Genomic DNA, 12,170 nt, shown 5'->3' with positions numbered 1-12,170 from the left:
TGCCGGAACAGCAGGAGTTTGAGCACCGAAGGTGCGGGGAACGACTGCCGGAACAGCAGGAGTTTGAGCACTGAAGGTGCGAATGAGGAGGCCGAAGGCCGGGTGGGGTGCGACGGACGGGACGTCCAGAGCTTGAGAAGACCGAAGGTCTTCGAGTGGGGTTTACAGATATGCCCTAGAGGTAGAGACAGGGGAGGGGGCACGCCCCCTCCCCGTCAGCCCCGCCCCCAAGGGCGATATCCCCACGGAATCCGCTTCCGGGGCGTAATCAGAGATTATGCGTGAGTATCATTGAAGTAAGTGGCAACAGTGCGGACTGTCGACTGGTCGAAGAACCGGAAGCCAAACACCGTTAAGCGCGACGTCGTGACAAAAACCCACCGCCCCCCGCTCACCCGCAGGACAACCCCACATCCTCCCTCAGCCGGAACTCCGGTTCGAACGAGCCGATCAGGTCGAGGTACTGCTCGACGGTGCGGGTGAAGAGGAAGTGCTCCCGCACCCGCTCGCGCGCCGCGTTCCCCATCCGCCCCCGGAGGTCCGGATCGCGGAGCAGCCGGACGATCCGCTCCGCCGCCTCGTCGACGGACGAGACCAGAAACCCGCTCTTCCCGTCCTCTATCTGCTGGCGGATGCCGCCGACGTTCCCGCCGATCACCGCCGCGCCCTTCCACATCGCCTCCGATACCGTCAGCCCGAACCCTTCGCGGATGGACTTCTGGAGAACGACCGCCGCCCGCCGCTGGAGCGCGTTCACGAGCGCTCCGTCCTGGACGCTCTTGACGATGATCCGCTCGTTACGATGAGCAAGAAGCGACCGGTAGACCTCCGCGCCTTCAGGATCGTCGGTCGCGACGTTCCCGACGAGAACCAGGGTGCACTCCTCCTCCTTCCGGGCCTTCTGGAACGCCCGGATGACCCCTTCGGGGTCCTTCCAGCGGTCGAACCGGGAGATCTGCACGACCAGAGGGAGATCGGTCGGGATGCCGTAATGCTCGAGGCGCTCGTCGATGGCGTTCTCGGAGAGGTCCTTGTTCACGATGGAGAAGGGATCGATCCCGGGCGTGAAGAAGACCTGCGGTTTTTTGAGATCCCGCCGGTACTCACCGCAGGAGAGGATGACGGCGTCATACCGCTCGATGAACGGGACGAGGTAGTTCCAGACCTTCCGGTTCGGTGCGGTGAGGTCGAGGTGGCAGCGCCATATCCAGGGGCTCTTCCTGCGGTAATGGGTGATCAGCGGGAGCGGCTGCGGGTCGTGGATGATGACCACGTCGTGATCGAGATGGTTTCGGATGGCGTTCTCGTGAACGACGCTCTCGTAGACCTCCTTCTTGCGGCCGGTCATGTTGATCTCGCCACCCTGCAGCGCGTTATGAAACTTCTTCGTCACGCTGAAGAAGTCCGGGGGGCCGTGGACGACCCGCCACCCGGTCTGTATCCCGAGGCTGTTCATCAGGAGCGTCAGGGACGCGAGGATCTGGGAGACCCCGCCGCCGTAGTAGGTAGAGTTCATGTGCATGACGTGCATGTCACGGAGCGGCCGTGCCTTCTCTTTAACGCGACGCACGGCCTCTTTGCCGATATACCGTTCATAATCGTCGATCGTATGGATTGCGTTCATCCTGATCGCTCCCTCCATTCTCGCGATCGTTCTTATGCGTAACGGCAGGGAGGCCCCTCCGCTCCCGGCGCCGTGCCCTGCAGAACCAGCGGACGGGTGCGGAGGGGAGGCGTGTTCCATACCTATATATGCTCCCGGCATAATGCTGACCGCCCGCCGCCGCCTGAACTGAAGGCCGGGCGGGCAGAAGGAGGCTGGACGTATGGAGCATGGGCCGGGTACATATGGCCTGCCGGGCAGGCACGGATCGTTCTGGATGGAGACTACCGCGGCGGAGACGCCGTACCCCCCGCTGCCGGGGAACCTGGAGACCGATGTGGCGGTCGTGGGCGGCGGCATCACCGGGATCACCACCGCCGTCCTGCTCAAACGTGCCGGATACGCGGTCACCCTGATCGAGGGGAACCGGATCTGTCACGGGGTGACCGGGCACACGACGGCGAAGGTCACCTCGCTCCACCGGCTGATCTACAAGGACCTCATCGACCGGTTCGGGGGCAGGCAGGCGCAGCAATACGCCGAAGCGAACCAGACGGCGATCGAGACGATCGCGTCCCTCGTCCGGGAATACGGCATCGCCTGCGACTTCATCCGGAAACCGGCCTATACCTACGCGGAGACGGAAGAGGCCCGGAAGAAGGTCGCAGACGAGGCGGACGCGGCACGGAGCCTCGGGCTCCCGGCCGCGTTCACGGAGGATATCCCGCTCCCCGCCCGGACCTACGGCGCAGTGGTCTTCGAGAACCAGGCGCAGTTCCACCCGGTGAACTACCTCCGGCACCTGGCGTCGCTGATCCCCGGCGACGGGAGCCGGATCTACGAAAAGACCCGGGCGCTCGAGGTGCAGGACGGTGGAGGCCGCTGCACGGTCAGGACGGCGTCGGGAACCGTTACGGCAGACACCGTGGTTCTCGCGACCCACTACCCCTTCTACGATGCGCCCGGGTTCTACTTCGCCCGGATGGAGCCGTCGCGCTCCTACGCGCTCGGCGTCCGGATCGATGAGCCCTTCCCCGAGGGGATGTTCATCAACGCCGAAGGCCCGACACACTCCTGGCGGTCGCAGCCTGCCGCCGCCGACGGCGAACTCGTCATCGTCGGCGGGATGGAGCACCGGACCGGCGAGGACGTGGACACGCGGAGGTACTACCGCGACCTCGAGGCCTACGCCCGGTCGGTCTACCCGATAACGTCCGTCGACTACCGGTGGTCGGCGCAGGACTACATCACCGTCGACGGCGCCCCCTACATCGGCCCGCTCGCCGACGGCCACGAGAACGTCTACATCGCGACCGGATTCAGGAAGTGGGGGATGACCAACGGCACCGCGGCCGCGACGATCATCACCGACATGATCCGGGGACGCGAAAACCCCCATGCGGAGGTCTACGCCCCCGACCGGTTCAAGCCGGCGGCAGCGGCCCGGCGGTTCCTCGCGCACAACATCGGGGTCGCCGAGAAGTACATCGGCGGCGCAATATCCCGCCCCGCCGGGGATCTCCGGGACGTCGCACCCGGCGAGGGGAGGATCCTGATGATCGAGGGGAAGAAGGCCGGTGTTTTCCGGGACGAAAAAGGGCGGGTCCACGCGGTCAACCCCACCTGCACCCACCTCGGGTGCGTCGCCGCGTGGAACAGCGCCGAAGAGACCTGGGACTGCCCCTGCCACGGCTCCCGCTACGATGCCGACGGGAAGGTGATCCACGGGCCGGCGGTGAAGGATCTCAAGCCGAGGGAGGGGTGAGAAAGCTGAAAGGCTTGAAGAACAGTGGACGAAGAGCAGAAATTCGGGAGAGACAAAAATAGCCGACGCGAGGTAAAATCCCGGTGCAGTGGACCGTGGTGACTATCGCCACGCGGGGAGGGGTTGCAGGGGAGGGGGGCTCGCCCCCCTCGAAACTCTTCGAGTTTCTCATGCTCGCTGCGCTCGCACTCCCCTTTGTCCCCACCCCCCAGGCGCGATATCCCCTCGAAATCCGTGTCAGGAACTCAACTGAAGAACGTTTGAGCCCAAGTTTTAGAACCAAAACGTCTTGCCTTCGTTTTTTCAAAGATCTTCAGCCTTCTCAACATCCACTCTACAGGATCATCGCTACCTGATCTCCGGTGCCAGAAAAACTCCAGATGGATAACTATAAATCCGCCCGACCGCACACTCCCATTAATCATGTACCTCGTCATCCGCTGTCCGGGCTGCAAGACCTTCAACTACGTCGACCGTTACCAGCGCTGGAGGCTCTGTCCGATGTGCGGCGAGGTTATCAACGTCCAGCGGGCGCCGGTCTACCTTGACGTCGACGACTTTTTAGATGCAGAACGGGTGGTGGAGCAGCTCGAGTCCTACCTGCACCAGACGGGGAAAAAAGATCTCACGGAACAGGACATCCGCCAGCTCAGGGCGCAGTACGCCCGGTGGGTGAAGAACCGGGTCTGACCGGTCACCAGAGACGCCCGCAGCCCGGGCAGAGCATGCTCACTCTTCTTCCGCAGTGCGGGCAGTAAAGGCCCGTGCGCTCGTTGCTCTCCAGCGGCCGCCCGCATCGCTTGCAGTGGATCGGGGCCTCGAACCCACACTCGTGCCTGACCATCAGTCCAGATATTCGTAGCCCTTCACAAAAAGGTTTCCTTTCCCGCGGTTCGCAAGATCGCCGGAAAACCGGATAAGCGTGCGCCCGTCGTGCTGTACCGTCCCGATCTTTTTGAAGGTCGGGATCATCCCCCGCGCGGTCCCGTAGACGTAGCAGGAGCCGTCCTTCATGTTTGCGGCCGGGCGGCTGCAGTCTCCGTGGACGACGAGCGTGCCCCCGCGCATCTCCGCCCCGGTCATATCCCCGGCATCGCCGTGCACGATCACCGTGCCGCCCGCGAGGCTCTCCGCGAGGAAATCCCCGGCACGGCCGAAGACCTCCACGGTGCCCCCTTTCATGCCCTTCCGGCCCCCGCGGTATCCCGAGGCGCAGTAATCGGCGGCATCGCCCCGGCAGACGATGGTTCCTCCCGCCATCTCCCGGCCGAGCCAGCCGTCGGCGTTCCCGTGGATCTCGATCGTCCCGCCGCTCATGAAGTTGCCGCAGTGCATCCCGATGCCGCCGAGGACGGTGATCTTCCCGGCATCCAGGTACTCGCCGACCCTCTTCAGCCGGAACGTATCCCCCGAGAGGACGACCTCGACGTCCTCCGCCCGGTCGGCATCGCCTTCCACCGATACCGAGAAGACCTCGTCGAGCCGGAGCTCCCGGTTCCCCCGCCAGACCCGGAGATCGGTACCGGAAAGGAAGTTCTTCGGGACGATCGACTCCGCCTCGATAGGGATGAACCATTTCGCCGCAGGCTTCATCGCGAGCGTGACCTTCATAGTTCCGCCTCCGTCTCGATGCGCCGGTTCCGGGTCACGTACTCCTCCTGCACCGGGTAGTTGCTCATCCGGACGGTGTAGTAGCGGTCGAACTTCTCGATGAAGTCCGGGTCCTTCCCCATATCGTAGCCATCGGAGACCTTCGGCGCGACCCAGAGCGTGGCGTTGCTCCCGTGAACAAGGCACTCGCCCCGCCGGGCGACGACCCTGCCCCGCTTGATCGTGTACTCGGTCCGGCTGAACGCATCGATGACTTTCTGGTACTCGGCCGAGGGATCGACCTCGTCGATCTTAAGAGGATAGATGGCGACGTCCGCATCGGCGCCCGGAGCGAGGTGCCCTTTCCCGAGATCCTGGATGCCGAGCGCCCTCGCCGCGCCGGCCCGGGTCATCACCGCGATCTCGTGCCAGTCCAGCTCGCGCTCGATCGCCGGGAGGGGCACCCGTGACTCGGTGTCCGGGTGAACCGTCGCGAACTCGGCGTCGCGGTACCGCTTGCTCATCAGAAGGCCGATGATCTCCGGGTACTTGACGAACGGCGCACCGTTCGGGTTGTCCGTCGAGAGCAGGCACTGCCAGGGGCTCTTCGTGAGGAGCGCGAGCTCGAGGCCGATCGCCCACATGATCGAGTTGACCAGGTTCTTGCGCCGGTAGATGACCGGGATGATCCCCGACCCCGTCTCGAGCTCCACGTCGTGGTTGCTCCACTTCTCGTGGTGGAGGCGGTAGAGGTTGAACTCCATCGGCCCGTCGGCGGTCATCGTCGTCGTCCGGCCGAACATCACCTGCCCCATGTCCATGACGATCTGCGGCCGCATGTCGACGAACCGAGCAATCGGTTCGCTCTTCGAGCAAAAATCCTTCCACTCCGACCCGCCGTAGGCGTGGAACTGGACGTGGGTTGCATACAGCGTCTGCCGCTTTTCGTTCAGGTCGGGGATGAGGCCGAACGACCCGAGCGTGCAGGAGTAGTTCCCCGGGGTGCCCAGGTTGTTGCAGTGGAGGTGCACCGAGTGCGGGAGGTGGAGGAGCTCGTTCGCCTCCACGATCGACCGGATGATCTCCGCGGGCGTCACCTCGAAGTAGGGCACCGGATCGCGGATGCAGGAGACGTTCTTGCCCCACTGCCAGGCCTCGGTGCCGCCGGGGTTCGTGAGCTTGACGCCGAACCCCTTCACGGCCTTGAGCGTCCAGGCGATGATGGCGGCGACCCGTTTTACGTCGCCGTCGCGAATCGCCTCGAGAATCGCCCAGTTTCCGTCGAAGAGGGTGTTCGCCATCGTGTCCTGCAACGGCGTGTAGGTGAACTCCTCGTGGGTGTGCCGGGCCTCGAGCGGCGCCATCGCGCCCTCGAGCAGGGTGGTGTAGCCCATCACGCTGTAGCGGTAGCTGTTGCCGTAGGTGGTCGGGACGCTGTAGCCGGACGTGGCGTGCATCGCCCCGCGGCGGGGCGTTCTCCCTGCCCGCATATCCTCCGGGCTCATGTAGCGCCCGAAGTTCACCTTCGTCCCGCAGATATGGGTGTGGGAATCGACCCCGCCCGGCAGGGTGAGCATGCCGCGGGCGTCGATCACCTCCGCAGCATCGCTCACCTCCTCGACGATCTTCCCGTCACGGATGGCGATATCCATCGTTTCGCCGTTGATCCCCCGGAGCGGATCGATGACACAGGCGTTCTTCACCAGGAGTTCGGTCATCGTTCCCGCGCCTCCTGCATCAGGGCATACATCCGGGCAAGGACCTCTTCGTCGGAGAGGTAGTCGCTGGAGAGGACTCTCCTCGTCCGGATCGGCACCCCGTCCATCCGGTAGGCCGTTCCTTCCGCGTCGATCCCGGTCACCGCGACCGGGATCTGGACGTTGCAGAACGCGGTTGTGGCGTTCGGGTAGGGATCGAGCTGGACGACCGGGATCTCCGCGAGGTGCTCCAGACACTTCCGCGGGAAGTGGGCGGCCGGGTCGCTCCCGACGATCAGCGCCGCGTCGCACTCTTTCCGGGCCAGGATATCCACCGCCGTCGTCTCCCCGGGGTTATAGAAGGCGATCCCCCGCGAGAAGTCGATCCCGAAGGGGTAGCCGGTCATCCAGGTGTTCACTTCGTTCGAACCGTAGACGTTGTAGTGGCCGCGCATCGCCGAGATGGTGAACTTCGTGTGCCGGCTCAGCTCCGAGACGAGTTCGATGGCGTTCCTGATGTTCTTGTACTTCCCCTGCGTCATCGTGAGCCCGAGCCCGAAGTAGACCGCTCCGAACTTCGCGGATTTGCAGAGGTTCGCCACCCGGACGAGCTGCTCGCGGGTGACGCCCGCGACCGTCCGCGGGATCGTATCCGCCTTCCCCTGGACGATCGCCCGGAGCGCCGAGAGAACCGCATAGTCCCCGCCGGGCCTGATCTTGATGAACTCGTCGGCGATGTTCGCGCTCTCGGTCTTCCTGACGTCGACGACGATCACCTTCCGGTCGCGGAAGGCGTTTTCGAGGAAGAACCCTTCCGCGTACCGCGTGTATCGCGAGAGGTGGCGGGGATGGGCGTCGATCGGGTTCGATCCCCAGTAGATGACGAGATCCGCCCGGTTCTTCACCACCCCGAGCGTGCATCCCGGGTGCCCGACCTCCTGGATGGCGAGGATCGAGGGACCGTGGCAGACCGAGGAGGTGTTGTCGATGACGCCATGGATGAGTTCGGCCATATGCACCCCCACGCACTGCGCCTCCCCGTGGGTGCCGCTCCACCCGTAGAGGAGCGGCCGTTCGGCGGCAAGGAGCATGTCGGCCGCGTACTTTACGGCCTCGTCGTAAGTGATATCCTTCCACTCGTCTCCAACGCGCAGGATCGGGTTCTTCATCCTCTTCTCGCCCATGAACTTCGTCGTCCCGAGCTCGCAGGCATTCGTCACGGCGACCACCCTGCCCTCTTCGACTTCCACCTCGATGTCGTCGCAGAGGCATCCGCAGAATGGGCAGACCGCGTCCTTAACGATCATAAGCAAGGCCTCCCAGGTCTTCCATCAGCTCGTGAACCAGTTTCGGCTCTTCGTCGGCCGGTTCGATCTCCACCTCGTGGGACTTGAAGTCCGGCATCCCGGTAGAGCGGGTGCCGGCGGCGACGATGTGGTTTGCGTAGGGCCCGTAGGGGACGAAGACGGTGCCCATCTCCACCTCCGGCGACGCCGCCGCCCGCATGACGACCTCGCCGCACGGCCCGGTCACCCGGACGGCATCCCCGTCGTCGAGCCCGAGTTCCATCATATCGAACTCGTGCATGAAGCAGGTCGAGGTCTCTGCTGCGTATTCGGGCGACGTCTTGTTCTCGACGGTCACGCCCTGGTTCACCGTCCGCCCGGTGATCATCAGAAACGTCATGCCTCCGCCTCCGGTAGTTGCACCCCTTCCACCATGCGGGCGACCCGGATCGCCCGGTTCGGGCACTGGGTCTCGCAGGTCGTGCACCCCGTGCACTTCTCCATATGGAGGATCCGCACCCGGCCGCCCTCGATCCGCATGATCACCTCGTCGCTCGCGGACGTCCCGGTCCCCGCGAGCTGGGGGTCGATCTGCCGGTTGACCGGGCAGGAGACGCAGCAGTTCCCGCACCGCATGCAGAGGTTGTCGTCGACCTCCAGGTGATACCACGAGGCGAACGCCGTCCTGTCGCGATCGGTGACGTCGAGGATCCGGCCGCTCGAGAGAACCCCTTCAGGGCACGCCTCGACACAGAGGCCGCACCGGATGCAGTGGCCGGGGTAGACCTCCGGCCCCCATTCGTCCTTCTTGCGGAGGACCGCAATCGCCCCGGGTGCGGGACAGATCATCATGCAGGAGAAGCACCCCGTGCACTCCTTCTCCGTCCGGGTCGGGTAGCCCTTGAAGTAGGAGGGGGTCTCGAGCGGCGCGGTTCTGGCGAAGAAGAACTTCCGGATCCATTCCGGCCGGAGGAACTCCCGCACGTAGTAGACGAACGATCGCATCTCTTCACCTCTCGTTGCACGCGATACAGGGGTCGCTGCTGATGAACGTCGACGTCACGTCGGCGATCGACGTGGCGTCCTCGACCATGAAGTGGGCGCAGGCCTCGATGTTCATGATCGACGGCGTCCGGATGGCGATATCGAGCACCCGGCCGTATTCGTCGGTCCTGATCGTGTAGGTGAGCTCGCCCCGGGGGGCCTCGCCGCTGTAGGAGGCCTCGCCCGCCTTACAGAGGCCGCCGCCCCGGATGGGCCCTTCGGGCAGGGTGTCCACACACTTCCGGATCAGGTCGATGCTCTGGAAGACCTCCTGGAACCGGACCATGATCCGGGCGAAGTTGTCGCCCTCCGTCCGGGTTATCTGGGTAAACCCGAGCTCGCGGTAGGTCGGGTGGCGGAGGCGGAGGTCGGAGTCCTCGACACCGCTCGCCCGGGCGGTGGGGCCGACGGTATAGGCGCGGATCGCGTCTTCCCGGCTCATGTACCCGATCCCCTTGCTCCTGAGCGCGATCAGCGGGCCGGTCTCGAAGATCCGGACATACCGCTTCATCTCCTCCTCCACCTTCGCGAGGTCGGCGAGCAGCGCCGCGGCGTCCCCCGGCTGGAGGTCGAACCGGACGCCGCCCGGGATCATGTATGCGGTGTTGATCCGCGAGCCCGTGATCCGCTCCAGGTTGTCGAGCACCGTCTCCCGGGTATTCAGGAGATACATCGCGAGCGTCTCATGCTCGATCGTGTAGCAGTAGGAGAAGTTCGCGAGGATGTGACTCGCTATCCGGTCGAGTTCGTTCACGACGACCCGGAGATAGGCCGCCCGCGGCGGAACCTCGATATCGCTGATCTTCTCCATCGTCTCGATGAAGACCATGTTGTGGATGACCGAGCAGATGCCGCAGACCCGTTCCGCAAGGAACATCACCTCCTGCCAGGGGCGGCCCTGCATGATCCGCTCGATTCCCTTCTTCATGTAGCCGAGTTCGACCTCGGCGCGGAGCACCCGCTCGCCCGCCGTCTCGCACTTGAGGCGGACGGGCTCCTTCCAGCAGGGGTGCATCGGGCCGAGCGGGATGGAGACGTCGACGGTCTTCTTCATGGCTGTTTCTCCTCGTAATCCTTGAATATCAGCGGCGCGACCGAGAGTATGGCGTTCAATATCTCCGTAGGGCGGGGCGGGCAGCCCGGCACCTGTGCGGCTATCGGTATGTACTTCTCGACGGGCGGGCTCGTCAAGGTACCTCTCCGGGCATAGACGCACCCCGAGATGGGGCAGTTGCCGATGGCAACGGCCACTTTCGGCTCCGGGATCTTGTCCCAGATGTCGCGGAGTTTGTCCACCCACTGCGGGGTGACCGAGCCGATAACCAGGAGGACGTCGGCCTCCCTGGGGTTGTTGTGGACGTAGATCCCGTACTGCTCGATGTCGTAGCGCGGCGCGAGGCAGGCGAGCACCTCGATGTCGCAGCCGTTGCACGACCCGACGTCGACGTAACTGACGTGGATCGACCTCGATCGGACGGTGTTCTTGATCTTCTGGAGGATGCTCATGAGCGGATCGCCTCCCGGATCCGTTCTTTTCCTTTTGCGATCGCCTCTTCGAAGGGCATCTCTCTGGTCATTGCTGTCGTGTCACCGTAGATTGTCTGCATCGTTTCCGTATCCATGAGGGGTATGAACCGGGTGAAGAGTTCGTAGCCGAGTTCTTCCGCGACCGGGTCGCCGTCGTCCGCGTGCCGCTGCCCCATCTGCCACCGGGATTCGAGGTTCTCGAGCAGGGACATGTCGAACCGCCGGATCAACACCATCCGGAGTTTCGCATCGCTCATCCCGAGACGCTCTGCGATCGCCCGGACGGTCTCGTCGTGTTTTGTGCTTGTCAGGATGTTGTACTTCATCTGCCGGAGGTCCTTTTCGTAGAGGAACTTCACGCGAGCACCCCCGGAGCGTGTGCCGCCGCATAGGCGAGGAACCCGAGCACCATCACCCAGAGCAGCGCTATCTCGTAGCGTTTCAGGGCAAGTTCGTCGCGCATCCAGGCGAGACCCGTAACGACGGCGAGCAGGACGACCCCCGCCAGCGCCTGGCCGGTCACGCTCGCGTTTTGGGCGATCTGGAAGAGGAATACCACGGCGTAGAAGGCCGCTCCCGCCGTGATCAGGAGACGCAGCGCGTTCATCCCATCACCACCCCGAGGATGACGATGTAGATGACGAGCGCGCCCGTCACCAGGCTCTGTATCGTCACGGTATCGTAGGGCGAGAGCATGGGGGTGACGGCGCAGACGAACGAGAGCGATACGAGGATGATGAGCATCACGAGCAGCGTCAGCCAGAGCGGCAGGGCCCCGATGAAGATGAGGACGAACGCATAGAGGAGCACGTAGGTCTTGAGGGCGTACGCCACCTCGATCCCGGCGCGCCAGACCCCAAAGTGCTCGGTCACGTTCCCGCTCACGATCTCCTTCGCCTCGATGATCGAGAAGGGGCCGTAGTGCATCTTGGAGAGGATCACGAGGTACATCGCCACGGCCGCCGGGAACGCAAGGATGAGGAGCGGGCCGTTCACCTCCTGGTAGGCCGCGATATCCGCGATCGAGAGCGAGCGGGTGAAGAAGTAGATCGCGACGACGGTGACGAGGAGCGGCAGCTCCGACGCCGCCGATATGACCGACCGGATCGCCCCGAACTTCGTGTAGGGCGAGCCCGTCGAGAGCCCCATCCCGTGCTCCACGATCTTGTGGAGGAGGTAGACCGCAAAGAGGAGCAGGATGCTCCCTCCCGAGAGGAGGAGGAAGAGGGCTCCGCTCCAGATGCCGATGGCGACGAAGACGATCCCGACAAAGAGCGTCTGGCTGGCCGTCTTCGGGATCCAGGTCTGCTTGAAGGAGAACTTCAGGGTATGCAGGATCTCCTGCCAGATCGGCGGTCCGGGGCGTCCCTGGACTCTCGCGATGACTTTCCGGTGGATGCCGTGGAAGAGCAGGCCGACGAAGGTGGCAAAGAGCAGGTATTCGATCATGTCAGTATCCTATGAACGGGATATCTTCTTCTCCGGATTTTGCGTTCCACCACAGTGCGATGAAGATGACGAAAGCCGGGAACGCGACGACCGCGACGAGCTCCGCGGCAATGGCCGGGAGGTAGCCGAGAGCGGCAAGGAGCCCGGCCGCCGCCGCGATCACGCCCGCGGCAACCCCGACAATCAGTGCAGTCCGTTTCTTCATGGCC

General features: G+C 64.2%; 15 protein-coding genes. 2 read left to right on the top strand and 13 right to left on the bottom strand.

The features are described from left to right. Positions 1–391: 391 nt before the first annotated feature. Positions 392–1,624, bottom strand: coding sequence for a glycosyltransferase (locus tag SZ63_RS08130; protein WP_048184243.1), 1,233 nt, complete (start codon positions 1,622–1,624; stop codon positions 392–394). A 202-nt stretch (positions 1,625–1,826) separates the two neighbouring features. Here SZ63_RS08130 and SZ63_RS08125 point away from each other — a divergent pair, with 202 nt between their 5' ends. Together SZ63_RS08125 and SZ63_RS08120 are read left to right on the top strand one after the other, a co-directional pair. After that, positions 1,827–3,368: an FAD-dependent oxidoreductase gene (locus SZ63_RS08125; protein WP_048184072.1), complete on the top strand. Its 1,542-nt coding sequence runs from the start codon at positions 1,827–1,829 to the stop codon at positions 3,366–3,368. Between the two features lie 423 nt (positions 3,369–3,791). Then, the gene (locus SZ63_RS08120) at positions 3,792–4,058 is read left to right on the top strand and encodes a DUF1922 domain-containing protein (protein WP_048184070.1); all 267 of its coding nucleotides are present in this window, start codon (positions 3,792–3,794) and stop codon (positions 4,056–4,058) included. 4 nt (positions 4,059–4,062) lie between these two features. Here the strand turns inward: SZ63_RS08120 and SZ63_RS12745 are convergent, their stop codons facing one another. Genes SZ63_RS12745 through SZ63_RS08065 form a run of 12 tightly spaced genes read right to left on the bottom strand, consistent with a single transcriptional unit; the run spans position 4,063 to position 12,166 of the window. Next, positions 4,063–4,212, bottom strand: coding sequence for a DNA helicase PriA (locus SZ63_RS12745; protein ID WP_082122712.1), 150 nt, complete (start codon positions 4,210–4,212; stop codon positions 4,063–4,065). Continuing rightward, positions 4,212–4,979, bottom strand: coding sequence for a formylmethanofuran dehydrogenase subunit C (locus SZ63_RS08115; protein ID WP_048184068.1), 768 nt, complete (start codon positions 4,977–4,979; stop codon positions 4,212–4,214). Before SZ63_RS08115 ends, SZ63_RS12745 begins: the two co-directional genes overlap by 1 nt. After that, positions 4,976–6,676, bottom strand: coding sequence for a formylmethanofuran dehydrogenase subunit A (locus SZ63_RS08110; protein ID WP_048184066.1), 1,701 nt, complete (start codon positions 6,674–6,676; stop codon positions 4,976–4,978). Before SZ63_RS08110 ends, SZ63_RS08115 begins: the two co-directional genes overlap by 4 nt. Next, positions 6,673–7,962 (bottom strand): formylmethanofuran dehydrogenase subunit B, encoded by a 1,290-nt coding sequence (locus tag SZ63_RS08105; RefSeq protein ID WP_048184064.1) that lies wholly within the window; start codon positions 7,960–7,962, stop codon positions 6,673–6,675. Before SZ63_RS08105 ends, SZ63_RS08110 begins: the two co-directional genes overlap by 4 nt. Beyond that, entirely contained in the window at positions 7,952–8,341 is a 390-nt protein-coding gene (locus SZ63_RS08100; RefSeq protein WP_048184062.1) for a molybdopterin dinucleotide binding domain-containing protein, read from the bottom strand. Before SZ63_RS08100 ends, SZ63_RS08105 begins: the two co-directional genes overlap by 11 nt. Next, positions 8,338–8,946 (bottom strand): 4Fe-4S dicluster domain-containing protein, encoded by a 609-nt coding sequence (locus SZ63_RS08095; protein ID WP_048184059.1) that lies wholly within the window; start codon positions 8,944–8,946, stop codon positions 8,338–8,340. Before SZ63_RS08095 ends, SZ63_RS08100 begins: the two co-directional genes overlap by 4 nt. A gap of 4 nt (positions 8,947–8,950) precedes the next feature. After that, complete coding sequence (locus tag SZ63_RS08090) at positions 8,951–10,039, bottom strand: hydrogenase large subunit (RefSeq protein ID WP_048184057.1); 1,089 nt, start codon at positions 10,037–10,039, stop codon at positions 8,951–8,953. Next, the gene (locus tag SZ63_RS08085; protein ID WP_011844025.1) at positions 10,036–10,491 is read right to left on the bottom strand and encodes an NADH-quinone oxidoreductase subunit B family protein; all 456 of its coding nucleotides are present in this window, start codon (positions 10,489–10,491) and stop codon (positions 10,036–10,038) included. The genes SZ63_RS08090 and SZ63_RS08085 overlap by 4 nt, the downstream gene beginning before the upstream one ends. Then, positions 10,488–10,871 carry a DUF1959 family protein gene (locus tag SZ63_RS08080; protein ID WP_048184052.1) on the bottom strand — a complete coding sequence of 128 codons (384 nt, stop codon included), beginning with the start codon at positions 10,869–10,871 and terminating at the stop codon, positions 10,488–10,490. Before SZ63_RS08080 ends, SZ63_RS08085 begins: the two co-directional genes overlap by 4 nt. After that, a complete protein-coding gene (locus SZ63_RS08075; protein WP_048184050.1) occupies positions 10,868–11,119 on the bottom strand; it encodes a hypothetical protein in 252 nt (83 codons plus the stop codon). Before SZ63_RS08075 ends, SZ63_RS08080 begins: the two co-directional genes overlap by 4 nt. Next, on the bottom strand, positions 11,116–11,961 hold the full coding sequence (locus SZ63_RS08070) for a respiratory chain complex I subunit 1 family protein (RefSeq protein ID WP_048184047.1): 846 nt from the start codon (positions 11,959–11,961) through the stop codon (positions 11,116–11,118). The genes SZ63_RS08075 and SZ63_RS08070 overlap by 4 nt, the downstream gene beginning before the upstream one ends. A 1-nt stretch (position 11,962) precedes the next feature. After that, the gene (locus SZ63_RS08065; protein WP_048184045.1) at positions 11,963–12,166 is read right to left on the bottom strand and encodes a hypothetical protein; all 204 of its coding nucleotides are present in this window, start codon (positions 12,164–12,166) and stop codon (positions 11,963–11,965) included. Positions 12,167–12,170: the final 4 nt, after the last annotated feature.

Origin of the sequence: Methanoculleus sediminis, assembly GCF_001017125.1 — an archaeon.
Classification (GTDB): Archaea; Halobacteriota; Methanomicrobia; order Methanomicrobiales; family Methanoculleaceae; genus Methanoculleus; species Methanoculleus sediminis.
The sequence above is the reverse complement of the archived record's forward strand: the minus strand, read 5'-3'. Positions and strand labels throughout refer to the sequence as shown.

Excerpts from the sequence above, each read along its gene's own strand:
- SZ63_RS12745 (WP_082122712.1), bottom strand. The coding sequence starts at position 4,212 with ATGGTCAGGCACGAGTGTGGGTTCGAGGCCCCGATCCACTGCAAGCGA.
- SZ63_RS08075 (WP_048184050.1), bottom strand. The coding sequence starts at position 11,119 with ATGAACGCGCTGCGTCTCCTGATCACGGCGGGAGCGGCCTTCTACGCC.
- SZ63_RS08125 (WP_048184072.1), top strand. The coding sequence starts at position 1,827 with ATGGAGCATGGGCCGGGTACATATGGCCTGCCGGGCAGGCACGGATCG.
- SZ63_RS08110 (WP_048184066.1), bottom strand. The coding sequence starts at position 6,676 with ATGACCGAACTCCTGGTGAAGAACGCCTGTGTCATCGATCCGCTCCGG.
- SZ63_RS08105 (WP_048184064.1), bottom strand. The coding sequence starts at position 7,962 with ATGATCGTTAAGGACGCGGTCTGCCCATTCTGCGGATGCCTCTGCGAC.
- SZ63_RS08085 (WP_011844025.1), bottom strand. The coding sequence starts at position 10,491 with ATGAGCATCCTCCAGAAGATCAAGAACACCGTCCGATCGAGGTCGATC.
- SZ63_RS08100 (WP_048184062.1), bottom strand. The coding sequence starts at position 8,341 with ATGACGTTTCTGATGATCACCGGGCGGACGGTGAACCAGGGCGTGACC.
- SZ63_RS08090 (WP_048184057.1), bottom strand. The coding sequence starts at position 10,039 with ATGAAGAAGACCGTCGACGTCTCCATCCCGCTCGGCCCGATGCACCCC.
- SZ63_RS08095 (WP_048184059.1), bottom strand. The coding sequence starts at position 8,946 with ATGCGATCGTTCGTCTACTACGTGCGGGAGTTCCTCCGGCCGGAATGG.
- SZ63_RS08130 (WP_048184243.1), bottom strand. The coding sequence starts at position 1,624 with ATGAACGCAATCCATACGATCGACGATTATGAACGGTATATCGGCAAA.
- SZ63_RS08120 (WP_048184070.1), top strand. The coding sequence starts at position 3,792 with ATGTACCTCGTCATCCGCTGTCCGGGCTGCAAGACCTTCAACTACGTC.
- SZ63_RS08065 (WP_048184045.1), bottom strand. The coding sequence starts at position 12,166 with ATGAAGAAACGGACTGCACTGATTGTCGGGGTTGCCGCGGGCGTGATC.
- SZ63_RS08115 (WP_048184068.1), bottom strand. The coding sequence starts at position 4,979 with ATGAAGGTCACGCTCGCGATGAAGCCTGCGGCGAAATGGTTCATCCCT.
- SZ63_RS08070 (WP_048184047.1), bottom strand. The coding sequence starts at position 11,961 with ATGATCGAATACCTGCTCTTTGCCACCTTCGTCGGCCTGCTCTTCCAC.